Origin of the sequence: Cohnella ginsengisoli (assembly GCF_029525555.1) — a bacterium.
GTDB classification, from domain to species: Bacteria; Bacillota; Bacilli; order Paenibacillales; family Paenibacillaceae; genus Cohnella; species Cohnella ginsengisoli.
The window spans coordinates 686,982-712,122 of the sequence record NZ_JAPDHZ010000003.1 but is presented as its reverse complement, the minus strand read 5'-3'; the positions used below and the strand labels follow the sequence as shown (position 1 = coordinate 712,122).

The window sequence follows — 25,141 nt, the reverse complement described above, 5'->3', positions numbered from 1 at the left end:
CAAATGAGCGATGACACCCATATTAACCTGGACACGATACGGCAGGAAGTGAAGGAGCCTTTAGGATCATGGGCAGACCGTCAGGAGATGCTCCTCTATCTCCTAGACCAGCTAGACGAATACAAAGTTCACTTTGACGCGGCGACGCATGCCGGATGGCAGACCGCGGAACATTCCGTTCATCTGGGCCTCGCACTAGAGGCGGCGGAGGCGCACAACGCACTCCTACAAGCCCAGCTAGACGCCAAGGATACGGAGATAAAGGCGTACAAAGAAGCCGCCGAGCTTATCCGAAAGGATTACGACTTCGCAGAGCTTGCGTTTGCGGGAAAGGACGCCCAGATAGCCGAGAGAGACGCCACAATCGCCCGGCAGACTGCCGAGATCAAAGTTCTGAAACACGCAGCACAAGCAGCCGAGCGGTCCGTCGACGAGTATCATGCGATCACGATGGAGCAGGCAAAGGAATTGGGCGAGTTGGAGGCCAAGCTATCCCTAAAGGAGCCAAACACATGAGCGAACAACCATACATGGCTAGAGGCTCGTTACCGGGCTATGGGACGCTGCTGTGGCTGCAAGACAGGGCAGAGCAGGCGAATCGGTTAGAGGCCGAGGTAGAGGCGCTAGAGGCCGACAACGAGCTTATGCGCACGTTTTTACGCAAGTTTATCAGCGATTTATGTTGGAGTATTGATGGCGGCGACGTGCAAGGCACAGCGGAGGAGATGGGGCTAATCGAGCCTGTCTCCTATGACCCGGACGTTCATGGAGAAGTGGATTACGCCGAGCCGGGAGACACGATATACACGTTCGCAGGACCTCTAATCAGGAAGGAAGATACCAATGCGTGAGTATAAATTCCGGGGACTGAAGAAAGACGGCGAATGGGTATACGGTTACCTTGTCGTTAATACCTATACTACCGCCCTTCACGGGACGCATAAATCATATTCGATCCATTCTGAAGGTACAGCGTATGTAGTCGATCCCGAAACGGTAGGGCAGATGATCGCGGAACGAGACGGTGTTGAGTATTTTGAAGGCGATACCGTCAAATACATCTCCAAAGAGCAAACAGGAACGAGAGTGAAGTACAAAAGACGAGGCTACGATACTTATGCTGAATATAGTGACATAGAAGTCACGGGAGTCATCGCTAGAGGCGAACACGATGGCATGCTTACTTGGATTGTGAAGACCGATCAATGCACGAAATATGAGAGCTACTTTTGGGGCGAAGGCAGGCGATCCGACCAGCCTCGAATCATCACCAACAATTTAACCAAGCCATTCAGCGCTAAGCGCAAATACGAAATAGTTGGCTCTCCCCATCTACTGGAACAGGGGGAGAAGGAATGATCATAGCAAGTTCACAAATCAGCAAGAATGGGTCATATACCGCCGAGCATCTATCTTTCGAGGGTGAGTCGTTTATCCGCATGATGAACGGAAATGCGACAGTGATGATACTCGACACGGACGAAGCTTTGAACCTAAAGCACCTGCTCGATACGGCGTTGCATGGAAAAAAGTACTCATGGCAGGTTGAGGGGGGAGGAGGAATGAAACAAAATATCAGAGCAATCCAAAAAAACATACCTGAACACCGCTGAGAGGACGACGTTTACGCTCTGGCATCCGCAAGTCAGGCACGAAGGTAAATGGTGCTTCCTGCCGGCGCTGCCCGAGGTGACAGGTACGAATAAGCTTCGGATCATGGATGCCCCGGACGAGCTTACCGCGCTTGAACAAGCATTAAACGCCTATCGGAGGATTGAGGGAGGAAAGACACTATGACCGTATACGATCGGATAATCTGGTGCGTTGGCTTCCTGACCCTCACTAGTGGCATCGGAATATTAATTTGTGGCGGAAAAGTCTACGTAAGGATTGGCGGACGAGGAAGAAGCCGCAAGAAGAAGGAGCCAACACTATGACCAGTACCGAGCCTATGACCTATAAGCCGGGGCCGGAACACCATGAAGCATAACTATGTGTACCTGATAAGTTTCATGCTTCGATACGCGGCTAGAAGGGCGTTAAAACGCTGATACGGCCGCCGCTACGCTGAGTATTTCGGTCGACTCGATGGCAGCTTCGCTGCAAGGAGCAGAGAGTTACTTTTCCTCTCTCTCCTTGGCCCACTCAGTCATTACTTTGTTAATCAGATAACTAACTGATCGTTCATCTTCCTGAGCTGCCTTAAGTATTTCTTTATATACCTGAGTATCTAACGTAATGGTTGTACGCGTTTTATTGAATTGCTCCTGCGCCATAAACTCACTTCCTAAGACGATTTGTATCACATTGTATCATATCCAATTTTTTTTGAGTCAGAACATCACATCGTATATACACTATCACATACTATGTGATACAATGCGATTATCAGATTAAAGGGAGCGAATAACCATGGTAGAGAAAGTTGAGTTTTTCTTGAACGACACATTCATTAAGCCATTTAACTATGTGGAAGGATCGGAAGACGGAAACTATCTCTTCTACACTGATGGAACACGCACTGCTGCTTTCGAAATTGAAACAGGCGACCTTTTCTTCGCAGAAGATAACGACCTGCATTTCATCAACGATGATTACTTGTCCAAATGGACTAGAAAGATGTTGAACCCATAAAAGAGGATGCAGAAAGAATCTTCCTCTCGAAAAAGCCTGATGCTTACGCCTGGAACATAAACCAAATCACATAATGGAGGCGATCCCATGAAATCGGCTACGGTACTGATGCGGGTTGACCGTAACTTTTTTGGCCCGCATCGACGCTCGGTGGCAAGCCGAAAACTTCAAGACGCGAACGGAATACATCATGTACCTGATCCGCAATGACGTGGCTGATAACAAGGCGGTGTAAGCCGTGGGTGGTTCTTTTCAGACAAGCAGAGATATATTCGACAATCCAATCTGGAAGAACATTGTTGATTTCCGCCTATTCTTCCTGATATATGGACAAGCCGTATTCGCAGAAGAAGGCGTGAGGCTTGCGGAGGACTTGGTTTTGCAACGTGGAGAATGGTGCAGATCCATCCGCAAAATTCAAGAAGATCTAACCTACGTCGAGAATCGGCAGATCAAAACGTACTCAACGTCCGTGATAAGCCGTTGCATTAAGAGGTTAGAAGCATCGCAGAGGATATGCACGAGATCGCATGAACTTGGAACAGTGTTCACAGTGCTGAATTACGATCAGTACCAAGGGTTCGGAGGTTCGCAAAAACAGAACTTGGAACGGAACTTGGAACAGTCGGGGAACAGTCGGGGAACAGTGGAGGAACAGTCGGGGAACAATAATAAGAATGTAAAGAATGATAATAAGGAAAATAAAGAACCTAAAACCAATAGTCGCAAACGAGTTTACGACGAATCCGAAGTTGCTTATCTGTCTGCCAAGTATCTTTATGATCAGATCAATCTGCACGTGAAGGAGATCAGGAAGCCCAATCTTCAAAATTGGGCTGACGATATGCGCAAACTGATCGAATCCGACGGACGCGAACCGATACACATAGCCCGAGTCATCGAATGGGTTGTGAAGGACACGTTTTGGTCAGGCAACATACTGAGCGCCAAGACGCTTCGAGAGAAATGGGACAAGCTCGTAATCCAGATGGAAAGGGGAGGAAGCAATGCAAAGTATGGGCGAAATGCTCGGGGACATACAGAAGAGGATCGACAAGCTGCGTTACGGGACGACGACCTCGCCAATGTCATCCGACCAAACTTCGATAAAATGTCTGAAGTGCAACGACAGCGGCTCGAGGAGTACATTCACAACACATGAAGACCCGACCTACATGTACAAGGGCAAGCCTATGAAATACGAGACGGCATCCGTGATTACGTGTGAATGCCATTACGACAAAATGAACGAGAAATACGCGGCCAATATCACGTTTAACAAGCAGGCAAAAGAGTACACCTTTCAAAACGCCATTATCGATGCGTACAACAAGGACGCCATGGGCGCGGCTGCAGATTTTGTTCGGCATATCAAAGCGCACCAGGAAGAAGGCACGTGGCTGTACATTCACGCTGACACGACAAAGGCGCAAGGCATGAAAATGAGCGCGTACGGAACCGGCAAGACGTATCTCATGCAGTGCATTGCGAACGCCCTAGCCTATCGAAACATCCCGGCAATCTACGTTGCGGAGGAAACGCTGTTCGGGGAGATCAAGGCGACATACCAACGCAAGTCCGAGGAAAACGAAATGGACGTGCTTCGCCGCTATTACACCATTCCTATTCTCATGATCGACGACTTATTCTCGGCGAACTATACCGATTGGTCCGAGGGTAAGCTCTACAGCATCATCGACTCACGCTATAACGAGAACAAAATCACAATCATCACCAGCAACTACGCAACGGGACGGATAGAGAAAAAACTGCCGGAGAACGGCGGCAAGATTGCAAGCCGGATCTTAGGGAAGTCGGTCATGATCGAGATGATCGGAAAGGACAGGAGGCGGAAGCCAGCGTGAAACATAAAAATAGGTTTCGGGATGGCGAAGTCGTATTGCTGCTAGAGACGGGAACTCCTGTGACGATAGATCGCTGGTCGTACGAACCTAACATGAAACGGTACACTTACTCCATCGTTGAAGAACCCTCGACATTCTTGTTTGAAGAGGAACTGGTGCCAGTTGAATAATACAAAAGCTACTGACGCTGGAATGGTTTTAAAACTGCTCGGCAGAAGAGTCCGAGAAAGACGTGAGCGCCTATACTTTCGCCAAGAGGAACTTGCAGAACTAATAGGTGTCACACGGTCAAGTGTAGCGAACATCGAGACAGGCAGACAGAACGTCGGAATAGAGCGACTTGTGCAGCTTGCAGACGCGCTAGGGTGCGACTTGTCCGATTTGTTGCCCAAAATACGCCAAGGGGGGATAAGGAATGATCCTATTTGTGAATCAAGTGGGAAAACGTTGGTTCCTAGTAACCGGCAAGGGAGTGGACGTGGAGGCCAGCTTCGCAGTAGGCATTAACCACGTCGAGAACCCCGAACAATCTCGCGTAGCAGGATACAAGGTGTACGATTGGGTGCCTAAAAAAACGATGGACGTTGACGGGTAAGGGCGCCCGGAAACACAGAGATTTCGTTATCGAAGCTATATCCTCCATGCTTGGAGGAGAATCGGAATGATCGAGTGGAAACGATACCCTGACTATCAGCCGCCAAGCCATTCGCAATGCCTTGTAACGAATGGGAAGTGGTTCAAGATTGCCGACCACGCCCTGAGATACAAGCGCGGATCTAAGACAAAAGGTTACAAGTGGGAAGCCGTCGATGGCGTCCTCTTGGACGGTGTAACGCACTTCGCATTAATTAACAACCCACCACCGCCATGTTCGGATTGTGGCGGCGCAGGAGGCTACGAGCATGGCACAGGCCCGACAGGTGGATGGTATACCTGCCAAAATTGCGACGGTACGGGAAATGAGCCGGAGGAAGGACAGGCGATATGAACTCACCTTTACCATTCGATGACTATCAACTGGAGGAACAAGATTTCGAAGAGTTCATCCGGCGCGGCCGCGAAGAACAAGAATGGGAATTTAGGTACGAGAATCGACAGAACGTCAACCTGAGGGAGAGATAACGATGGATGATGAAGTTAAGATGCTAAGGGACAAGAACAAAAACAATACCGAAGTCATCCTAAAAATGCTTGATGAACTCATGGAGGCCCGCGAAGAGAGAGATAAATATAAAGCACTATACGAGAACGGACAGAAAGGTTACAAGGACCTTTTAAAACTATCCGCATCCCTGGAGAGGCAGAATAACGAATTACTCGAAAAACGCAAAGAATGCGAGAGCGATCAGAAGAACATTAGCGACCTATTCAAACTATCTTCTCCAACGGATAGGGATAGCTACGAGTTGGAAATGATCTATAGCACTCCGCTCGACAGGAGAAGATTGACCGAGTTCTTGCAGAATCAAATCACCAAACTAGGAAAAGAATGCCAAGCCACCAGACGACAAGGACCGAGCTTTAAGTATGATGCGTTTTCTCATATCCACCACCTATTAACGGAAGGTTACTTCGATCTTGTACTTGTGCGAAGCGACATCGAAACGAACGAATAAGCCCAGTGAAACGGAGGCCGGATAAACATGCAGCCAACATATTCGATCACAATCAATAGTTTTGTATACCGCCAGCACCTGCCGTTAAAAAAAGGCAATCAAAATCGTGGAGAGACTGCAGGACAGCGTACTCGGACTAGCGATGGAGCGCGAGACAACGGCGAGGGAGCTGAGATGAGAGACCTCATCGAGACAGCAATGTTCTGGCTCGTGATGGCTGCTGGATCGGCTGGACTTATCACCTTGCTACTTTTCTTGATTCACCAATGCGTACAAAGGTCGTTCGAATACCTCGGAATCATGCAGGACTATATCGAGTTCCTAAAACGCAGACGGGAGGGCCGCACATGAGCAAATACGGCGCACGCAAGACAATGGTGGACGGCCACAAGTTCGATTCTGCGGCCGAGGCTCGCTATTATTCCCAGCTCAAGCTATTAAAACGCGCCGGTAAGATACGAGACTTCATCCTCCAACCTCGATACGTGCTGCTAGACGGATATAGGCACCCGCAGACGGGGCGTAAGGTGCGAGGGGTGGAATATGTCGCAGACTTCCTCATCAGCTATCCAGACGGCTCCCAGGAGGTCGTAGACGTCAAAGGAGTCCGCACGGAGGCGTACAAGATCAAGAAAAAGCTTTTCGAGAGCAAATACGGCATCCCCATCAAGGAGGAACGAGCATGACAGATGCAGAGCGTATTGTTCACTACGAGGACGAGTTGAAACGAGCAGAACAGCGATTGGAATTCATTAACGTTCCGTGTCCTGCACGTGACCGCCAAGAAGGGGTTGTAAAGGCGTTGAAAGAGCTGTTGGCCGGATTATACCAAAAGGTATCTTAGAACGCGCCTACGAGGCGTATAGGAGGCGAGAGAGTGAACAGAGGAGCGATTCTAGAAATGCAACCTGGAAGAGAACTGGACGCGCTCGTATCAAAGACGGTGTTCGGCATGGAAAACGTCGGCTTTATACCGTATTCAACGTCAATTGCCGCCGCATGGTCAGTGCTCGAGAAGATGGAGCAAGAGACGAAGGTGTCGGTATGGTCCGACAACAACCGGAAATGGGCATGCGAGGTCGAATACATGATCCACGATGATTGCGACACGGCACCGGAAGCGATCTGCAAGGCCGCATTGCTGTACAAGCACAACATATTCGGCAGAGGCATAACAGACGATCTGATCCCCCCTGAAGTCCAATGCCTAAATATCGTTTCTCCATACGCGACGGATCGTACAGCCGAGAAGCAGACTACGAGATCCTAGAGAGTGAACTCACACCGCCACCGCACCTGATCTTTGATAAGCGCTTTGATGATCCGCGAGAGTTGCTGAAATACCGGAACAACGTCATCAACCAACGCCTGCAACGATGGGCATTAGCCTACACCAAGCCAACCTGGAGGGAGATACCCGATGAGCAGAGTCAACAAGGTAACGCCGATCGTATCGATCAACCGCCTCCGAAATGAAAAGCAGAAGCGTGAGCAGGAAGCGAAGAAGCGTAAAAGCAAGCAGCAGCCATTCGATCCGGGTCCGGGAGGAATAGCGTGAACCAAAACAGGAAGCTAGCTATGCAAATCTTTGCCCTGTTAGCTATATCGATCTTATTCGGATCATGCGCAGGATGGTTAGTAGGGTGGCTGGTATGGCGATGAACGGCCCCGTGACCAGCTCCAAAATGACAGCCGCCGACCACGCCATAGCCGATAAGGCGCAACGAAAAGTGTACCGGGATTCATGCGGTAGGGTGATCGAAAAGCCCGTCATACTGCCGTACAGAAGGCGTCAGTAGTATATACGAATTCGGAAGAAAATGTTATACTAGGATGAGAAAATGAAAGAAAAACGGACATTTACTTAACTTTTTGGACTTTTGAATATTAACCAACTGAAAAAGGGGAATTGACATGCCGACGATTGAGGAATTGAAAGCGAAATTGAACGATCTGAGCGTCCAGATCCAAGAAGGATTGAATGCCAACGACATCCCAAAGGTGGCGCGCCTGCAACAGGAGTACGGAGACGTTCAAGCGCAGATCAATCTAGCCAACCAAGAGACGATTATTGCAGAAGCGACATCGGAGGAATCAAACGTGAGCATTTCCGTAGCTGGGTTCAACGTCGATTTCCGGGCTGTCACTTCGAGCGAGGCGAACTACCAGGCGTTGGCGATTGCGTACCAACTCGAGAAAATGGAGATCGACGACGCTCACGAGGCGAAATTGCAAGCAGCCAAGCAACAGGCCGAGCAACTGAGGCGGGAACTGGATGAGGCGCGCGCCGATCTGTCGGACGTTCGTGGAAAGCTCGAAGTAGCAGCGAACACGATTACGGATCTCGAGATCGAGCGCGACAAGTACAAGACAGAAGCAGAGACGGCAAAGGCGCAGGCGACGGGCTCGGACACGAAGCGACTGCCTAGCAACGTTGACGGTGGAGCAGCACTGGCAAAGGCAATCGCGGCCGCAAACGCTGAGAAGCAAGCAATTTACAACGTTGTCGAAAGCGGTATGCACAGCACTGCGCTTGACGCTCTGACGGACGAGCCTATCGAGTTCCTGACGATCTACAAGGGCAAATACCGGGTGGTTACTCCCGAGGAGGCTGCCCGATTTCAAGAAGAGCGCAAGTCCCAAGAGGCCGCTGCTGCCGAAGTTCCGGCGTCTGATTCCGTGGTTGAGGAATCTAGCGAGTCTCTAGCACCCCCGGAGGTGCCCCAGTTTCAGTATGACGAGACAACGGATGCACAGCCTACCGACGGACTGGCTGAGGGGAACATGGGAGAGCAGACGGAAGGAACAGCAGTTGCGCCAGTTACGCGAGAAGAGTTCGAAGCTCTGAAAGCTCGCGTCGACCGGATGGAAAGCGGACAAGCAGCAGCATAAATCCATCACCAGTAAGGCGGCTCTAACACAGCCGCTTTTACTGTCACTAGAGAGGGGGGAACGAACACATGACAAACGACCAACTCATCCAACTATTGACGGACTACAAATCCTATAAATTCGCTCTGAAGAACGTCGGAAAGCAGGATCTCGGAATACCGCTGTATCAGGCAGAGCGTATGCGGATGCTTCCCAACGAGTGGGACGGAACGAGGTATGCGCGAATCGTCGAAATGATCGACGGGGCGATTAACGAGCTGCTGACGGATGATCAGCGCATGGTTATAATGCGTAAGTATATCGACCGCGAGAATGCCTCTCTGACGAAGATCGGTAAAGAGAAGAATATTCACTGCTCTAGCATTTCCCGGTGGCACACAGAGGCGTTGCGGCGGCTGAGGGTGGCGCTAGAACCGTTGACCTCTACCGAATGGGAAATCACCAACGTCGATCACATGCTTAGCGCATAAACCTTGCAATAAATCCGCACACATGTGCAAGGGATAACGGGGTATAATTTTATCGTGGGGAATCGACGCTGAGCCGTTTAGCTGTGCGGCGACTGCACACTAGCGGCTCACTCGGTTTTCCGAACATAGCTAACAAATCCATATCCAATACAGGAATCGGGTGATCGTACCCGGTTCTTTTTTGTTTTAGGGGTGAACAAGGTGAAGCGTCTAAGATGTTGGATGGGCGTGCATCGATACAAACAAAAGGCCGGGGCAGAATGGTCATATGTTTGCATGAGGTGCGGCAAGGGTGGCTATGTGGGGCCTTTCGAAATCGATGATAAGGCAACGGCAATTGAGATCGAAGCTATCGCTAATCAATTGACGATGAATGCCATCCGATCAGTCGAATCGGTTCACCATGATATGCTGCGGCGCGTACAAGCAGAACTGCACGTGAGAGGTATTGAAACGGAGATGCGTAGCGTCTTACTTACATACACATTGACGGTTAAACGGCCGAAGGACATCGAGTCGAACGAATAAGCCTAACGAAGTGGGGGCCGGATGGCTAGAACCATCACCAAATCATGCCTACGATGCAAGAAGCCCATAACAGGACCACCACAGATAAAGCGATGCGAGAGCTGCAGGAGAAAGCAGTACGGGGAGGACGAGCCCAATGAAAGCGACAATTAACGGAGTGACGGTTGAAGGAACACCACAGGAGATTAACGAGTACATGCGGCTGCGAGAAGAAAAGAACACGCAGAACACGGACTGGATCAAGAAGCAGCTAGAGGGAGCGATTACTGGCCGCAAGTGCCCGAATGCTCCATATCCATGCAACTGCAGCGGCGCGTGCAACGGCGTAGGAACTTACGCGTACGTGATGAACAATCAAAGCAAATGGCCGGGATTACAGGGTTAATACAAAAATGTGCGTAAATTAGTGCAAATCGCATTGATCTACCTAGCACTACTAATCATCACCATCATCTATTTTGCAGTAAGGACGATAATCGGGAGGTGAGTGACTGATGGCAGCGGAAAAACTGCAAGAAAATCTCGCATATGTACCAACAAAAGCAGAATTGAAACTGCTTGAAGTCATTGTCGATCCTGCGAACAAAGACTTAAACGTAGTTGAGAAGTGCGAGATGGCCGGGATTAGCCAAAGGCATTACTACGACATTTGGAAAAAGCCCGAATTTGTTACCTACTACAATAAGCTAAGGATGGACCTGGTTAAAGCGCATGTCGGAGACATCCTGAATGCAACGATACGGTTTGCTACAGAATCCGCAAGCAACCATAACGACCGAAAAATGCTGCTAGAGATGGCTGGCATATACACCGAGAAGAAAGAGGTCAAGCAAGACATCACTGCCGAAGCAACGTTAAACGTCATTTTTGATGCGGGTATGGGCTAATGGCGACACTAGTCATTCCATACAAGCCGCAGCCGCGACAAGCGAAGTACCATCAAGCCAAGGACGTGGACGAGCTTCTATATGGCGGCGCAGCTGGCGGAGGGAAGTCAGAAGCTACGATTTGGGACGCGCTTAAATATGCGTTGCAGTACCCGAACAGCCGGCAGGTCGTATTCAGGCGGACATTCCCCGACTTACAACGATCGATCATCATGCGGACGTTGCAGGTGTACCCGAAGGAACTGGGGAAGTACAACCAGTCAAAGCATGAATGGGTGTTCATCAACGGCAGCGTGATTGAGCTTGCCTACTGGGACAACGATTCGAACTACATGAACTACCAGGGCGCGGAGTACGATCAGATCCGTTGGGAAGAGTTAACGCAATTCGAGGAACGATGGTACGTATACATGCTTTCGCGTCTCCGGGGAAGCAAGCCATACCCGAGAGCGGTAAAGAGCACAACCAACCCAGGGGGGCGTCGGCCACTCATGGGTTAAGCGTCGTTTCATCGACATTGGTCCACCTGAAGAAGTACACGACGTGCAGGAATACGACGACAACGGCAACCCATTACACTGGCCGGAAGGGACGCCGAATGCAGGTCAGCCGATCAAGCGTAAGCGAATCTTCATCCCGGCCAATGTGTTTGATAATAAAGCTTTAATCGAGAATGACCCAGGGTATGTGGCAAGGCTCATGGCGCTGTCGGACGCAGAACGCAAGCAGCTCCTTGAGGGTGACTGGGATACATTCGCCGGCCAATACTTCAGCGAGTTCAGCCGCGCTATACACGTCGTAGAGCCATTCACCATTCCGAGTGACTGGAAACGGTTCAGGATGATGGACGAGGGCTACAATGACCCGTTTGTATGCTTGTGGGGGGCGATAGATCGCGAAGGGAACTTGTACATCTACCGCGAGCTGATCCAATCCAAGCTGTTATCTAGCGAGCAGGCGGACAAGGTAATAGCGATGTCTCCACAAGATGAGCACATCGACTACACCGTAGGAGATACATCGTTCTGGAACAAGGGAAAGACGAGCGGAGAGGCACCTTTCGAGGTGTTCGCTCAGAAGGGCATACCGATGATCCAAGCTACCAAAGAGCGCGTCAACGGATGGAAGCGTGTGAGGGAATGGCTACACCCATTCGATGAGACGGACCCGGTCAGCGGAGAGACTTACAAGGCTGCGCGGCTTAAGATATTCAACAACTGCCGGGGCTTGATCGAGGCGCTACCGAGCATGGTCGTAGATGATACGTACCCCGAGGATGTTGCAGAGCATCCTTTGGACCATGCGCCCGACGCACTGAGGTATGGAGTGATGAGCAGGCCGTCACCGACCAAGCCACTTCCAAAGGTTCCGGACATCAGCCCTGAAGCAAGAGTGCGCCGAAACATCGCCAAGCAAGGTAAGCCAAAAAAAGGGTATAGCAGCCGTTTAATGGGTAAATGTAAATGACAATATCCAGGGGGTGCAACCATGATCACGCTTGAATCGGGCATCGATATTCCGGCCCATCCCGAGCAGGTCGGCGTCAAGATCACGCAAGACGATGTGTACGGCGAGGACATCATTGCCAACCTTGTATTTGATCGCAAGATCGAGAATGAGGTGCATCTAGTGGTGCAGCAGTTCCAAAACGCATTTGCTGAGCTGGAGAGAGTCAGAAAGAAGCGCGCTGACGATGCCGAGCGGAAGCAGCAGAAAGAGAGCAAGAAATGACCTATACCGTCTACGCCATCCTGAGCGCCGTTATCGGCGTTCTTTTGCTGTTTATGCACAAAGACAGGCAAGACCACCGCAGGCACGTGGAGAGCCTGCAGGAGGAGCGTCAGAAGCTGCTAGATCGCATTCAAGCGCCTAGTTTCGACCATTACAAGCAGGCCGAGGTTAAGGTCATCAAGGCGCAGAAGGAAGAGCCAAAACGGGAAGGGGATTTGATACCGGTATGATCCAGGTTGGGTTCAAGTACAAGGGCGTTGATTGCTGTGTGTTTGTCCACCCCGATGCTATAGAGCGTAGCTCGCCAGAGACGGTAGCACACTCCTTAGTTCACGAAGTGCTCGCATGTGTGAAAGAAGTAGACAGGGGGGAACCACCATGAAACTATTCAAGCTTGAGATCGGCAACACCATCGCATACGCCGCTGCGGAATCACTCGAAGAGATGAACGAGAGGAAGGCAGAGGTAGACAATACATTCGCATTCCTGCCAGTCGATGTCTCCGAGCTGACCATCCCGGGGTACGACATCATCCTGACGCCGCAGGAAGGCACAGAAGGCGCTGCAGACGGCACGACGCCTAAACGTAGAGGGCCAAAGCCCAAAACGGCTGAATAAGGCGCAAAGGCAGCGAAAGGGGGTGTGAAATGGACGATAAGAAGACGTTGAGCGAGACGGAATGGGTGCAGAAGGTCGAAGAGCTGAAGAAGCAAGGCGAAGATTGGGCGATGCGCAAGCAAATGCTCATCAATCTGAACTATTACGTAGGCAATCAGTGGATCGGGTGGGACAGATCAGCCCGGACTATCCGAGAATTACCGATCGATGACGGTCAGGAACGCATCACTCACAATGTTATCGGGCAAAGGGTACAGGTCAAGCTAGCCAAGCAGACCAAGAACCGCATCAAATACGACGTTACACCAGACACGAACGATCAAGACCGGATCGAGGTAGCAAAAGCCGGCACGAAGTTCATTCACTCCTGGTGGGACGAAGAGGAAATGGACCTTAAGACACGCGATATACACCTTAACAACGACGTTAAGGGATATTGCGCGGCTAAGGTCTTTTTTTGATCCCGAGGCAGGGCAGGACATCACGCCTGAAGAGGGCGAACCGGGCTACGAGAAAGATATGCAATCCATCCATACCGGCGAGATTCGCTGCAGGATATGCGATCCGCTAACACTGTTCATTGACCCAGCGGCCACGACTGACGACGAAATTCGTTGGATTGTCGAGGAGAAGCCGCGAGACATTGATTACGTCAAGGAGAAGTACGGCAAAGAGGTTCAGGCGGACGAGAACGTATCGTATGCGCCGAGCTTCGACGTAACGCAGCAGTATTCCAACGGCATTGATGCCACGAAGAAGAATAAGCACATGGTCATGGTCCGCGAACTCTGGATGAAGCCGTGTAAGAAGTACCCGAATGGGCTCAAGGTGACGACGACACGGTCGGAATACTTGGACTCAGACGAAAACGCAGGCGAGATCCCGTATATCATCTTCGGCGACATCCCGATCCCGGGTAGCGTGAAGTACAAAGCGTTTATCGAGGCGATGCTGCCCATTCAGCGCAATCTCAACATCATGCTGACGATGATGGCGACGAACATGAAGAAGATGGGTTCTACCAAGTGGCTCGTGCCCTTGGGAAGCAACGTCGACGAGGATCAGCTAAACGACGAGATCAGCGGCATCATCGAATACAACGCCTCAAATGGTGGCGCGGTGCAACGTGTGCCGGGTGCGGATCTACCGAACGGATTTGACCGGGTGATCGAGTACTATAACCGAATGATTGACGACATGTCTGGCGCTCGAGAGGTCAGCCAAGGGCGATTGCCTGCCGGTCTGGACACCGCATCCGGCTTGCAGCTCATGGTTGAGCAGGAAAACGAGAAGATGGCCGTCAACTCGCAGAACTACGAGCGCGGCATGAAGAAACTCCTCAAACGCGTGCTCCGGCTGATGAAGAAGCATTACACGGAGGAGCGGATGGGACGCATTCTTGGGGCAGACAACGAGATCGAGCTTGTCAGCTTCACCGGATCGGACCTGAGCGGCGAAGAGGACATTAACATCATTCAAGGCTCGAGCCTGCCAGAGATGAAGTCCGCGCAGCAAGAGCGCATCTTAACGCTGTGGGACAAGGGCGCGATCGTCAACGACCAGGGGCAGCCAGACTCCAATACGCTCCTGCGAATGCTTGGGCTCGGCGACTCCAACGAGCTGTTCGAGCAAAAGCAGCTCGACGAGAACAATTCCAAGATGGAGAACAAGCAGTTTGAAGACACGAACCAAGATCCGCAGGCACAAGAACTTGTGGCGCAGTATCTGGCCGAGTGGCAGGCATTCAACATGAATACGCAGGAACTCGCTATGCAAGGCGTACAGAACCCACAGCTACCGCCGCAGCCGATCCCCGGCATGCCGAAGGTGTGGGACTCTGACGACCACACGGTGCATCTGTACAATCACAATCTGTTTAGGAAGTCGTCGGTTTACCGGCAAGAGCTTACCGATCAAATGCGAGCGCTCGTTGATATGCACGTACAGCAGCACATCGATGCGATCAACGCTCCGGCACAAGCTGAGATGCAACAACAAGCGGCGGCGGCACAAGAGCAACAAGCAGCACAAGCGGAAGAGGCCGACAAGCAGCATCAGAGGGCGCTCGAGATGAAGCAGGTGGACAACCAGGCCAAGGCCAACAGCGAGGCTCTACGGGCGAATACGGCGCTTCAAACAGCACAAATGAAAACAAGGCTTTAACGGGGCTATCGCAGAGCAGCGGTAGCCCTTTCATCTGCAATCTAATTCGTTGCGGCGTTGATCGTGTGGAGTTGCGCCGCCCACACAAGGAGGATTTTATATGTTCGAATTCCGATTACATCCCCTCTATGAAATGGATGGGGATATTGGTGCTGCCCCTAGCGTTGAAGGGACGACCGAAGAGGTCGTTAGTGAAGGGACCGCCCCGACACAGGAAGCACCAGCGGAAGAAACACCCACGGAAACCGAAAGCTCGTTCGCCAAGCGCCTGCGTGAGCATAGCGAAAAGGCGATCAAAGCTGAACGAGAGAAGTGGGAGCAGGAAGTACGCGAGAAGTACGGCGACTACGATGTGCACAAAGAGCTGAGCGCTTATCTCCAGGAACTTAACGGAGTAGACGCCATGACGCTCAAGGAGCAAATCGAAATGGAACGCCTACAACAACGCGCAGAGCAGAACGCGATCACACCGGAAATGCAGCGCCGCCTTGAAGTTCTGGAAGAAAAAGCGGCCAAAGCGGACGAGATCGAAAAGCAGCAAGAGCTTCACAACTGGTACACCAATTTTAAATCCGAGATCGCCGCCTTCGCATCCGAGAAGGGCGCGAATGCTGACGAGATCGAGGCTTACATGATCGAAAACGGCCTGCAGAACTACCAAGTGGCTTACAAGGCACTCAGGGCCGAACAGCTCGAACAAGAGCTTACGCAGGCCAGGGAGACGGCCGAGAAGGCGAAAGAAATCGCCGTGAAAGAGTACCTCGAGAGCAAGAAGGGGCCGCGTGTTGAAGGCTCTGGCAGTCCTGGTGTTGTGCACGAAGATACATCGAAGCTTTCATGGACTGATTTGCGCCAGCGCGCACTAGACCGCATCAAATCCCAACAACAATCATCCTAAAGGAGTAATGTACAATGCCAGCAACACTCTCTACAATCGCCGATGCTCTGAAAGTCGACTATATCCCGAAGATCCGGGAGCAAGTCAACAACGGCTCGAACTACTTCATCCAGCAGCTCATGAAAAAGGCTGAGACGATCGGCGGGGGCGGCAAGAACTTCAACATCACCCACCACTTCGGACGCAACTCCGGCGTCGGTTCGGGCACGGAAACCGGCACGCTGCCTACGGCCGGCAACCAATCCTACAAGAGCTCGACGGGGAACGTTGGTTACATTCATGGCCGCCTGCAGGTATCTAACGCGGCGATCCAGGCGACGAAGAAGGACGCGGCCACGTACCTGAAGGAGATGGAGGCAGAAGTTAAGGGCCTTGTAACGGACATGCAGAACTATGTCCGTCGTGCATCCCTGGGCGATGGCACGGGCAAGCTCGCTACGTTCGCTGTCAACACGACGGTTAACACGTTGAACCTCGACAACTCAAAGGCATTCTTCGTCGGCATGGTGATCGACATCGTAAACTCTGGCGGCACGGTGACGGTACCGGGCAGAACGGTAACGTCTGTTGACCTGATCGCAGACACGATCACGATTTCCGGCGCAGCAGTTACGACGGCCGCCACCGACTATGCCGTGGTTTCGGGTACGCTGAACCTTGACCCGATGGGCCTTTCCGGTATCATCTCGGCAACGTCCACGCTGCAAGGTCTCGCACCGGGAACGTACTCGTGGTGGAAGTCGAATGTTATCGCAATCAACGGCGCGATTTCTGAAGCAGCTATTCGTCGAATGATCGACTATATCGACATCGCATCCGGCAAGAAGGTCGAGTGGATTTCTGCCGGTCACGGCGTACGCGCGGCATATGAAGCGCTTTTGCAGTCGAACAAGCGCTACGTAAACTCGATCAAACTGGAAGGCGGCTATGATGCCCTGGAGTTCGACGGCTTGCCGATGGTAGTCGACCGCTACATGCCGGACAGCACGATCTACGGCGGCAACTGGGACGACCTGGGGCTGTACCAAACGTCCGAACTGGACTTCATGGAGGAAGACGGCTCCATGTTCAGCCGTGTCGCCAACACGCCGGCGTATGAAGCTACGGCGTTCTGGTACTACACGATGGTCTGCCACGCTCGCAACGCGTTCGGCGCTCTAACCGGGGTGACCATGGCGACGGGCTACTAAAATATGGAAATTAATTAGGTTTGGAGGGTCCTAGAGGCCCTCCTTTCTTATGTCTCAGGGGGGATTATGATGAACCGGCACTATTTCGAAGGCTATCAACGCGTTTTCATCAACGACATCAACGATATTGAAAAACGGCTGCAGGAGTACGACCCGGACCTGTACGTCATGCACAAAGAGGCCGATAACACATGGCTGATTATGGACGGCGTTACAGAGACGGCGATCATGAAGATACCACAGTCCGGGTATTCCACGCTTGACGCGAGAGTATACCGGCGCATTCGGGAGATTCATACGGTCACCGGGTTTTCGGCTACAAAGGCGGTTCAAGAGTCCGATGCGGCACGAGAACGCAGGCAGCAGCTTGAAATCGATAACCTGGCGCGTGAATACGCCAAGGACATGCACCGGCCAGTGAAGGAACTTGCCTATTACGGCAATGCGGGGTGATCAGGTTGAACCTGGGACAGGCCAAGACAAGGGCCGTACAGCTCATTAACGAGTACTCCAACAACGGGGCGCTCATTTCCGATGTGAAGAACGCCGATTACCGGCTACGCATGAACAATCTGGCGGATTATTGCCAAGGCGAGATATCCGACAAAGTCGGAATCGACGCTACATACAGGCTCGATACCACGGCGACATCGCCAACCGTTACAGAAGACGGCTACGACAAGTACGCGCTACCCGTTGACATCAAGGATTTCCGTAACGTCCGCCTGAACAGCTATCCTTTTTTATGAATATAAACTCGAAGACGGGCTGTTTTGGGTCAACTCCGGGCTCTCTGGCGTCTTCACGCTCCGTTATTACCGATATCCGACAACAATCACCGACACAACGACGGACGATACCGAGTTTGAGGTTGATCCATATACGCAAGACATGATCCCTTACTATCTTGGCGGCATGGTAATCGCTGACGAGAATGAGGGGATCTCCAATAAGCTGCTCAACATCTATTACGAGCGTCTCGGCAAGTCTTTTAAGCGCGAGATTGAGTATCCCAAGCGCGGCAGATCCGTAGTGAGGTGGTAATATGCCGATTTTCACGAGCGCCAGCCCGCCGAAATCCTACGAACTGAGGTTACAGGCGATAAACGGAGGCGCGAGCTATAAATACGATCCGACGCAGCTTCGGGACACACAGTCGCCCTACATGCTCAACATGGTCGCAGACGATCAAGGAACGCTCTCTAAGCGCGATGGACAAGGATACGTCTATGCGTCCTCTCTCGGTGCAGGTGGCGTTAACGGGGCGTATGGACGCCTTTTCGGAGGCAATAAGATATTCGCTTGGGGTGCGGCTATCTACCGACAGAGCGGATCAAGCGCGCCTGTAGCTCTCATAAGCGGCCTAGCGAACAGCAAAGGGTCGTTTTTTGCATTCAACGGTAAACTGTACTACCTGAACGGCACGGATTACATCGTCATTGACTCGTCGCTGACGGCATCGCAGGTTACAGCCGCCGCCTATGTGCCGACGCTTACGATGTCCAATGCGCCAACAGGTGGGGGTACGCCTTTCGAGCAATTTAACCTTCTTACACCGGCCTTTAAAGCCTCGTACAGCGCCAATGGTACGGCAACGGCTTACACCCTACCGCTAACGGGATTGGACGCCACAGCAGTCACAGCGACGGTTAACGGCGTTGCAAAGGTAGAGACTACAGACTTCGCGGTAAACCGAACGACCGGGGTTGTCACATTTACCGCCGCACCATCGAGCGGAACGAACAACGTGGTGATCACGGCGTACAAGACGATCAGCGGCAACATTAACCGTATCAAGAACTGCCGGTACATTATCGACTTCGGCGGAGATAACGACACGCGCCTGTTCCTATGGGGTAACCCGAACTACCCGAATCGCGTGTTCCGTAGTGGGCTGCTAGATCCCACCTATTTCCCGGAGAATGAATACTCGGACGTAGGGAGCAGCGCAGAGGCGGTTGTCGCGTGCGCGAAACATTACGATAAACTCGTTTATCTGAAAGAACGAAGCATCGCCTTTACAATCTATCAGAACCCAGTCACTCAAGGCTTTTGGGGTGCTGATCAGATCGGCGCGTCGTTCCCCTTGTACTGGATCAATGGCGCTGTAGGGTGTGATATGCCTGGAAGCGTCCAGGTCATCGACAATAACGTCGTGTTCGGCAATTCCGAGCTCGGCCTATTCGTCATTGTGCAGGTTTCGATCCGGGATGAACGCAATGTAAGGCCCATCAGCGGCAACATCAACGGCGCATCGGGCCGTCCTGGGCTGCTTGATCTTGGGAAGACGGCCCTGACAGCAGCGACAAGCGTAGACGATGGCTCGAATTACTGGATCTGCGTCGGCAATCAGGCTTATGTGTGGAACTACAAGCTTTCGCCGTTCGCTAATACTGGAAATACGGCGGCAGACGAAGAAGCTTTAGCTTGGTTTCCTCAAACAAACATCAACGCGGCATGCTGGATTCAGGACAACCGAACGATTTATTACGGTGATCGGACCCTAGGCCGGCTTGTAATGTTTTCAACCGTACTGAGTGACTTTTCTGGCGCTATCAACGGTGTATGGCGGTCAAAATTGTTCAATTTCGGCATGCCGGATTGGTACAAGACCGTTTCCTACCTGTGGTTTACAGCGAAAGCCGGTGGATTTAGCTTCTTTACGATCAAATATATAAGCGAGAACGGTCAAACTTTGGACCAAGAGAGCGTAAACGTCAGCTCGTTCCGCTGGGATCAAGCGACATGGGCTAACTGGTCGTGGGCGGTCAATCAGTATCCGCCGCCTGTCCGTATGAAGCCCAAGCAGAGGAAAGTCGAGTACTTCCAAATCGAATTCAGCAACAACACGGCGAATCAGAACTTGACGCTGCTGAGCCTTGTAATTCCATATGTGGCCGTGAAGAAAGTTAAATAGGGGAGGTGCCTCATGACATTTTCATTCAATCCGCCTGATGGCTATCGCAATACGACTTCGTTTCCAACAACGCCGGCGAGTGAAACAGCATTTCGAGACTCTATGCAGTCGCTGCTTGATCAATTAGCGGCCGAATTAAACAGCGGTGGGTCATCGGCCATTGGAATGAGCGGAATATTGCGTCAAGGCATCATTAACGGCAATTTCCTGGTCAATCAGCGCTCAAAGTTGGGAACCGTAATCCTCGCTGCCGGCGCATACGGGCATGATCGCTTCAAGGCTGGCGCGAGTGGATGCACCTACACTTTCACAACGACTGGCGGCGAATCAATCCTTACAATCACGGCCGGTTCGCTGCAGCAGGTGATCGAAGGAACGTCCTTGCAGTCTGGCAATTATACGCTATCTTGGCAAGGCACAGCGACAGGGAGGATTAACGGTGGCGCATATGCCGCTTCAGGCATCACAGCCTTGCTTCCCGGAGGCACAAACGTAACCGTCGAATTTGGTGTCGGGACGCTCTCGCGAGTACAGTTTAATGCCGGGTTATCGGCTATGCCTTTCCAGCCTCGCAGTTTTGCGGAGGAATTGGCCCTTTGCCAGCGTTATTATCAGACCTGTTACACGACAGGATTCGTCCCGGTGCAAAAACTGGATAACGCAGCCGGAGAAGTCGCTTCTGCCGAAACAACCGGGCTTGCATCTACAAAGGTAAACTTCTTCACTCGGATGCGCATAGCTCCAACAACCATCGTCTACGACTACAATGGAAGCCCCGGTAAAGTCTCGACTGCATTTGCAGCAAATTCAATTGGAACCACCGTACTAGCCAACCGCATTACAGATGCAGGGTTTACCGGGATATCAGATGGAGCCAATCCGTTTACCGTTGGTACTAAATACTGGTTCGGCTGGACAGCAGACGCTGAGCTTTGAGGAGGGAAGACATGGACGGATACAACATTTATATTCGTTTAGGCGCAAACGGAATTATCCAACAGGGTTTCACATCTGCTTTTGAAGAATCGCAGAACGGCGATATTCTCATCCAAGAAGGCGGTCCGCGTCATTTCTCGCAGGTCTGGCCGGAGTTGCTGACAAACGATCGCGGACAGTACCGGTACAAATGGCAAGATGGGCAGCGCGTGGAAAGATCACAGGCAGAACTTGACGCAGAGTGGAACGCTCGCCCTCCTGCTCCGCCAACACTGGAAGATCAAATCAAACAAATGCAGCAGGTGATTAACGATCTCATCTTTGGAGGGATGTAATCATGTCTACCGTATACTTTAACTACTTCATGGGACAATGGCTGCTTTATCAGGTTACGGCTGAACAGATTCAATCCCTCGTACCGCGTAGGCTGACCCAACAAGAGGCGGATACGATCGTAAACACGCCGCAGCCGACACAGGCTGTTGCAGAAACTTCTGGCGAATAATGGGTTTCGCCTGATATTATGAGGCTACCATACCTTTAGTAAAGGGGTAGCGAGATGAAGAAGAAAATTGCGCTTGGCGTGCTCGCTTTTTCTCTGATTGCAGGAACAGCATACGGGGCAAATAAGGGCATTCAACTCGTCGTCAACGGTCAGACGGTCAAAGCAGAGGCGCAGATCATTAATGGCGTGACAATGGTGCCTGTTAGGGCCGTTGGCGAGGCATTGGGCGGCTCTGCTTCCTACGACAAGGCCAATGGCCGGGTAACAGTTACGACGCCTCCTGCGGCATCTGAGGGGCTTACGCTAGAGCAGCTTAACAAGATCGGGGAGAGCGTTGGTCTGGTGTACGTATATGATGCTTCGAATAACCTGCTAGGAACCGGCTCAGGCTTCATCACGCACGGCGATGTGTTCGTTACAAACGCGCATGTGGCCGGCATCGGTTCGACCATTCGGGTAGAGTTCAGCAGTCAAGACGCGGTGACGCTGCAGACCAAGGACGCGCTGTTCAATGACGCCAAAAAAGGATCTGTTTGGCATACGCTTGCCCGGACATCCGTCCTTGCAACTGAATACGGCCGTGCCAGAGAATCGAGCGCATGTATACGACCTTGGGTTCCCTCATAGGCGGTTCACGATCACCGAGGGACAGGTTAAGTACAAGCTTGCGGACTTCGATGCTTCTTTGATCGTACACGATGCCGCTACCGACCACGGCAGCTCAGGCGGAATTCTGATTGATGATTCGGGGAAAGTCGTCGGGATTAATGGTTACATCGAAGAAAACCTAAACCTAAACAGCGCTATCCAATCCAAAGTGCTCGAGAGTTTATTGAACGTCTAAAACGGGTGTGATATGCTTAGAATAACAAAAGAAGCCGGTGGGCCAACACCGACTTCCTGCACAACTGCTTCGGTGGACGTGCCTCCAACTGAATCAGATGGAAGAAATGACCTGTCCCCTGGCTCGAACCTGGGCAGGTCATTTCCGTTTATTCAAGTAAGTTAGCAACGCCAGCACAAACATGCCGAGCATCATCACTTCTTGGAACGAAAATGTCATAGAATCACCTCCAATCTGGAGGCGTCCTATCCCACCTAGGCGAGTCGTACAAACTATATAATACCATCTTCTGCCACCTTCCGGGTGGCTTTTTCTATGCCAAAAAAAGGAGGGTCAAGCATGGCAACAATGACGCAAGCGCAGATTACGGCCGAGCTTCAGCGCAAAGCCGCAGCAGGGAAGCCGCCTTCGGATTCGGCGAATTTAGCGCAATACAACGCCATCAAGGCGACAACGCCGTCAACAACCACAAACACGACAACAACTAAGACGAACACAGCAACAACCAATACCGGAGCGCCGAAACAGCCTGTTGCGCCACAGCCAGCAGCAGCGGCAGGTACAGCCTCCAGAACAGGTACAACATCTTCAAATGCTCAAGCACTATACAACACGGTCAATCCTCCTGTTACGGGCAACGGAGGAGCAGACTACAACACGTCGGACACGGTTACCAGACTGAAAATGATTGCCGATTCAAAGAAAGTGCAATCAGATCCAGCCTTTCGGCAAAGCGAGATTGAGCGGACTAATGCAGCGATTGCGGCTAGGAAGGCGTCGGGCCAAGACACGAGTGCTCAGGAAAAGTACCTTCAAACACTAACTGGTAAAACTGCAGGTGTCTTGGAAGGAGCAGGCACCACACCAGGCAATACAGCCGTTCCGGGCGCAGGCACATTCGCTTCTACTGGCAACCAAGCCCTAATCGAACAGCTCTACAACAACCAATATGATTCGCAGCTACAGATGCTCAAGAAGGCCAGAGATATGCAGCTACAAGGCCTGAACTCGCAGGAAACGCAAGCGAACCAATCGGCGTATGATTCGCGCAATCAAGCTGATGTGGTAAACATGCAGAACGCGCAGAAACTTCGGGAGTTGGTGGCGAACAACGGCATGACCGGCGACGGCCAGAACATCACCGCCAATGTCGGACTGGGTGCAGCTCGCCAAGGTGCTCTGAACGACATCAATCAGCAGCAGTCAAACGCGCTGCAGAACATCTCGGAGCAACGGTCTTTGATCAATAATAACGCCTCTGCTGACGATCTGGCGTTGTTGAAAGAGATTCAGGCGGGCAAGGCCAATGCGTTGATCAATAACAACCAATATCTCGACGATAGAGCGCTTCAGCTTGCACAACTCATGGGTGTCTATAACGGACAATCAACGCTGGCAGGTAAGCAGCAGAATATCAATAACGCCTTGGCATACGGCGACCGCGCTGGCATGATCTTGTCGCCTCAGTCTGACCCGTCCGGGTATCTCCGGCAGATTCAGGCCGGGACTGCGCCTCGTACGCTTGAAGGTACGAATCAGCAGTTTAACCAAGGCATCACAATGGCGGGATTGACGGGATACCTGCCGGACGGCACGAAGACGTCGGATCAACAGCAACGGGATCTTCAGAATCTATGGACGGTCGCACAGCAAACAGGGACCATCCCGGATTCGTTGGCGAGCATGTATGGACTTCCAAAGGGTACGAAAACGCAGGACGCATACCAGTTTGCTCAGAACATGCAGCTTAATCGGGATCAATTGTCACAAGGCAATACGCAGTTCTGGGCGAATTACAATCAGGACGCTAGTCAGTTCCAGAAGTCGTTGGATCAAAAGAACGCTACACAGGCTCCTTCGGCTCAATCCGTGGCTGATTATACGGATAAGATGGTAACGCGCGATGAGGATGGGAAAATAGTAAATACAGATTCGTTAGCATCGGTCATACTGAACTCCGGGCTCGACAGTTATAATATGTGGTTGATGTACCAACGATATGGCATCCCTTGGAACGGCCAAGTGCCTGCTAAGCCGGCGGGAAACTGAGTAGCCCCTCTAGCGGCGGAGGGGCTTACACCAACTACTACAAGGCTGATAAGGACGCGAAAGCGAACCCGAAGAATTACGCCGCAGCTTCGGGTGCAATTAAAGCAGCCATTGCCGATGGTGGGTATGACTCATCGTGGACGAGGGCGGTTGAAGAATTGGTCGCTCGAGAATCTAGCTTCAATAGCAGCGCAGCAAACCACAAGTCGTCGGCTAAGGGGTTATTTCAGTTCCTTGACTCGACGCGCAAGAACTACGGCGGCTCGAAGATTGATTGGTCTGATCCGTATCAACAGGCTGTTGCTGGCCTGAAGTATATTAAGGATAGGTACGGAACACCCGAAAAAGCGCTAGCTTTCTGGGACAAGAACGGATATTACTAGGAGGATGATGTAGGA

Annotated in this window: 38 protein-coding genes; 37 read left to right on the top strand and 1 reads right to left on the bottom strand. The window is 51.7% G+C overall.

Annotated elements, in window-relative coordinates; genetic code table 11:
* The first annotated feature begins 3 nt into the window (after positions 1–3).
* The 4 genes from OMP38_RS14585 to OMP38_RS14570 are packed head-to-tail and all read left to right on the top strand — an operon-like array spanning position 4 to position 1,613.
* On the top strand, positions 4–516 hold the full coding sequence (locus OMP38_RS14585) for a hypothetical protein (protein WP_277565785.1): 513 nt from the start codon (positions 4–6) through the stop codon (positions 514–516).
* Positions 513–851, top strand: coding sequence for a hypothetical protein (locus OMP38_RS14580; protein ID WP_277565784.1), 339 nt, complete (start codon positions 513–515; stop codon positions 849–851). The genes OMP38_RS14585 and OMP38_RS14580 overlap by 4 nt, the downstream gene beginning before the upstream one ends.
* Positions 844–1,359, top strand: coding sequence for a hypothetical protein (locus OMP38_RS14575; RefSeq protein ID WP_277565783.1), 516 nt, complete (start codon positions 844–846; stop codon positions 1,357–1,359). Before OMP38_RS14580 ends, OMP38_RS14575 begins: the two co-directional genes overlap by 8 nt.
* Positions 1,356–1,613 carry a hypothetical protein gene (locus OMP38_RS14570; protein ID WP_277565782.1) on the top strand — a complete coding sequence of 86 codons (258 nt, stop codon included), beginning with the start codon at positions 1,356–1,358 and terminating at the stop codon, positions 1,611–1,613. The genes OMP38_RS14575 and OMP38_RS14570 overlap by 4 nt, the downstream gene beginning before the upstream one ends.
* A 504-nt stretch (positions 1,614–2,117) precedes the next feature.
* Here the strand turns inward: OMP38_RS14570 and OMP38_RS14565 are convergent.
* On the bottom strand, positions 2,118–2,276 hold the full coding sequence (locus OMP38_RS14565; protein ID WP_277565781.1) for a hypothetical protein: 159 nt from the start codon (positions 2,274–2,276) through the stop codon (positions 2,118–2,120).
* Between the two features lie 136 nt (positions 2,277–2,412).
* On the opposite strand from OMP38_RS14565, the gene OMP38_RS14560 reads away from it, so the two are divergent.
* From OMP38_RS14560 to OMP38_RS35855, 33 genes are all read left to right on the top strand, one after another.
* Positions 2,413–2,634, top strand: a complete 222-nt coding sequence (locus OMP38_RS14560; RefSeq protein ID WP_277565780.1) for a hypothetical protein — start codon at positions 2,413–2,415, stop codon at positions 2,632–2,634.
* A gap of 238 nt (positions 2,635–2,872) precedes the next feature.
* The gene (locus tag OMP38_RS14555) at positions 2,873–3,796 is read left to right on the top strand and encodes a hypothetical protein (RefSeq protein WP_277565779.1); all 924 of its coding nucleotides are present in this window, start codon (positions 2,873–2,875) and stop codon (positions 3,794–3,796) included.
* A 13-nt stretch (positions 3,797–3,809) separates the two neighbouring features.
* Complete coding sequence (locus tag OMP38_RS14550) at positions 3,810–4,499, top strand: DnaA ATPase domain-containing protein (RefSeq protein WP_277565778.1); 690 nt, start codon at positions 3,810–3,812, stop codon at positions 4,497–4,499.
* Between the two features lie 192 nt (positions 4,500–4,691).
* Positions 4,692–5,006, top strand: a complete 315-nt coding sequence (locus OMP38_RS35865) for a helix-turn-helix domain-containing protein (RefSeq protein WP_420869695.1) — start codon at positions 4,692–4,694, stop codon at positions 5,004–5,006.
* Entirely contained in the window at positions 4,927–5,094 is a 168-nt protein-coding gene (locus OMP38_RS14545; protein ID WP_277565777.1) for a hypothetical protein, read from the top strand. Before OMP38_RS35865 ends, OMP38_RS14545 begins: the two co-directional genes overlap by 80 nt.
* A gap of 529 nt (positions 5,095–5,623) precedes the next feature.
* Positions 5,624–6,115 carry a hypothetical protein gene (locus OMP38_RS14540; protein WP_277565776.1) on the top strand — a complete coding sequence of 164 codons (492 nt, stop codon included), beginning with the start codon at positions 5,624–5,626 and terminating at the stop codon, positions 6,113–6,115.
* Positions 6,116–6,462: 347 nt separating this feature from the next.
* On the top strand, positions 6,463–6,801 hold the full coding sequence (locus OMP38_RS14535; RefSeq protein WP_277565775.1) for a DUF1064 domain-containing protein: 339 nt from the start codon (positions 6,463–6,465) through the stop codon (positions 6,799–6,801).
* On the top strand, positions 6,798–6,959 hold the full coding sequence (locus tag OMP38_RS14530; protein ID WP_277565774.1) for a hypothetical protein: 162 nt from the start codon (positions 6,798–6,800) through the stop codon (positions 6,957–6,959). The genes OMP38_RS14535 and OMP38_RS14530 overlap by 4 nt, the downstream gene beginning before the upstream one ends.
* Positions 6,960–6,992: 33 nt before the next feature.
* A complete protein-coding gene (locus OMP38_RS14525) occupies positions 6,993–7,385 on the top strand; it encodes a BC1872 family protein (protein WP_277565773.1) in 393 nt (130 codons plus the stop codon).
* Positions 7,386–7,535: 150 nt separating this feature from the next.
* Positions 7,536–7,673, top strand: a complete 138-nt coding sequence (locus OMP38_RS14520) for a hypothetical protein (protein ID WP_277565772.1) — start codon at positions 7,536–7,538, stop codon at positions 7,671–7,673.
* A gap of 356 nt (positions 7,674–8,029) precedes the next feature.
* Complete coding sequence (locus OMP38_RS14515; RefSeq protein ID WP_277565771.1) at positions 8,030–9,007, top strand: hypothetical protein; 978 nt, start codon at positions 8,030–8,032, stop codon at positions 9,005–9,007.
* 68 nt (positions 9,008–9,075) lie between these two features.
* A complete protein-coding gene (locus OMP38_RS14510) occupies positions 9,076–9,477 on the top strand; it encodes an RNA polymerase sigma factor sigma-70 region 4 domain-containing protein (protein WP_277565770.1) in 402 nt (133 codons plus the stop codon).
* 664 nt (positions 9,478–10,141) lie between these two features.
* Positions 10,142–10,390 carry a hypothetical protein gene (locus OMP38_RS14505; protein ID WP_277565769.1) on the top strand — a complete coding sequence of 83 codons (249 nt, stop codon included), beginning with the start codon at positions 10,142–10,144 and terminating at the stop codon, positions 10,388–10,390.
* Between the two features lie 109 nt (positions 10,391–10,499).
* On the top strand, positions 10,500–10,892 hold the full coding sequence (locus tag OMP38_RS14500; protein ID WP_277565768.1) for a phBC6A51 family helix-turn-helix protein: 393 nt from the start codon (positions 10,500–10,502) through the stop codon (positions 10,890–10,892).
* Positions 10,892–11,392 (top strand): terminase large subunit domain-containing protein, encoded by a 501-nt coding sequence (locus OMP38_RS14495; RefSeq protein ID WP_277565767.1) that lies wholly within the window; start codon positions 10,892–10,894, stop codon positions 11,390–11,392. Before OMP38_RS14500 ends, OMP38_RS14495 begins: the two co-directional genes overlap by 1 nt.
* A 43-nt stretch (positions 11,393–11,435) precedes the next feature.
* Positions 11,436–12,359, top strand: coding sequence for a hypothetical protein (locus OMP38_RS14490; protein ID WP_277565766.1), 924 nt, complete (start codon positions 11,436–11,438; stop codon positions 12,357–12,359).
* 21 nt (positions 12,360–12,380) lie between these two features.
* Entirely contained in the window at positions 12,381–12,623 is a 243-nt protein-coding gene (locus OMP38_RS14485; RefSeq protein ID WP_277565765.1) for a hypothetical protein, read from the top strand.
* Positions 12,620–12,853 carry a hypothetical protein gene (locus OMP38_RS14480; RefSeq protein ID WP_277565764.1) on the top strand — a complete coding sequence of 78 codons (234 nt, stop codon included), beginning with the start codon at positions 12,620–12,622 and terminating at the stop codon, positions 12,851–12,853. Before OMP38_RS14485 ends, OMP38_RS14480 begins: the two co-directional genes overlap by 4 nt.
* A gap of 148 nt (positions 12,854–13,001) precedes the next feature.
* Positions 13,002–13,241 carry a hypothetical protein gene (locus OMP38_RS14475; RefSeq protein ID WP_277565763.1) on the top strand — a complete coding sequence of 80 codons (240 nt, stop codon included), beginning with the start codon at positions 13,002–13,004 and terminating at the stop codon, positions 13,239–13,241.
* Between the two features lie 29 nt (positions 13,242–13,270).
* Positions 13,271–13,702 (top strand): portal protein, encoded by a 432-nt coding sequence (locus tag OMP38_RS14470; protein WP_277565762.1) that lies wholly within the window; start codon positions 13,271–13,273, stop codon positions 13,700–13,702.
* A gap of 58 nt (positions 13,703–13,760) precedes the next feature.
* Entirely contained in the window at positions 13,761–15,404 is a 1,644-nt protein-coding gene (locus tag OMP38_RS14465; protein ID WP_277565761.1) for a portal protein, read from the top strand.
* A 100-nt stretch (positions 15,405–15,504) separates the two neighbouring features.
* Positions 15,505–16,302, top strand: coding sequence for an MFS transporter (locus OMP38_RS14460; protein ID WP_277565760.1), 798 nt, complete (start codon positions 15,505–15,507; stop codon positions 16,300–16,302).
* 14 nt (positions 16,303–16,316) lie between these two features.
* Positions 16,317–17,492, top strand: coding sequence for a phage major capsid protein (locus OMP38_RS14455; protein WP_277565759.1), 1,176 nt, complete (start codon positions 16,317–16,319; stop codon positions 17,490–17,492).
* A gap of 69 nt (positions 17,493–17,561) precedes the next feature.
* Entirely contained in the window at positions 17,562–17,945 is a 384-nt protein-coding gene (locus OMP38_RS14450) for a 2,3-dihydroxybenzoate--AMP ligase (protein WP_277565758.1), read from the top strand.
* Positions 17,946–17,950: 5 nt separating this feature from the next.
* The gene (locus OMP38_RS14445) at positions 17,951–18,241 is read left to right on the top strand and encodes a hypothetical protein (RefSeq protein ID WP_277565757.1); all 291 of its coding nucleotides are present in this window, start codon (positions 17,951–17,953) and stop codon (positions 18,239–18,241) included.
* A 296-nt stretch (positions 18,242–18,537) separates the two neighbouring features.
* A complete protein-coding gene (locus OMP38_RS14440; protein ID WP_277565756.1) occupies positions 18,538–20,409 on the top strand; it encodes a hypothetical protein in 1,872 nt (623 codons plus the stop codon).
* A gap of 12 nt (positions 20,410–20,421) precedes the next feature.
* On the top strand, positions 20,422–21,345 hold the full coding sequence (locus tag OMP38_RS14435) for a hypothetical protein (protein WP_277565755.1): 924 nt from the start codon (positions 20,422–20,424) through the stop codon (positions 21,343–21,345).
* Between the two features lie 11 nt (positions 21,346–21,356).
* Complete coding sequence (locus tag OMP38_RS14430; protein WP_277565754.1) at positions 21,357–21,680, top strand: hypothetical protein; 324 nt, start codon at positions 21,357–21,359, stop codon at positions 21,678–21,680.
* A gap of 2 nt (positions 21,681–21,682) precedes the next feature.
* A complete protein-coding gene (locus OMP38_RS14425; RefSeq protein ID WP_277565753.1) occupies positions 21,683–21,850 on the top strand; it encodes a hypothetical protein in 168 nt (55 codons plus the stop codon).
* 54 nt (positions 21,851–21,904) lie between these two features.
* Complete coding sequence (locus OMP38_RS14420) at positions 21,905–22,477, top strand: stalk domain-containing protein (protein ID WP_277565752.1); 573 nt, start codon at positions 21,905–21,907, stop codon at positions 22,475–22,477.
* Positions 22,362–22,694, top strand: coding sequence for a S1 family peptidase (locus OMP38_RS35860; protein ID WP_420869653.1), 333 nt, complete (start codon positions 22,362–22,364; stop codon positions 22,692–22,694). Before OMP38_RS14420 ends, OMP38_RS35860 begins: the two co-directional genes overlap by 116 nt.
* A 339-nt stretch (positions 22,695–23,033) precedes the next feature.
* The gene (locus OMP38_RS14415; RefSeq protein WP_277565751.1) at positions 23,034–24,743 is read left to right on the top strand and encodes a hypothetical protein; all 1,710 of its coding nucleotides are present in this window, start codon (positions 23,034–23,036) and stop codon (positions 24,741–24,743) included.
* The gene (locus OMP38_RS35855) at positions 24,740–25,126 is read left to right on the top strand and encodes an aggregation-promoting factor C-terminal-like domain-containing protein (RefSeq protein WP_420869694.1); all 387 of its coding nucleotides are present in this window, start codon (positions 24,740–24,742) and stop codon (positions 25,124–25,126) included. Before OMP38_RS14415 ends, OMP38_RS35855 begins: the two co-directional genes overlap by 4 nt.
* Positions 25,127–25,141 lie beyond the last annotated feature (15 nt).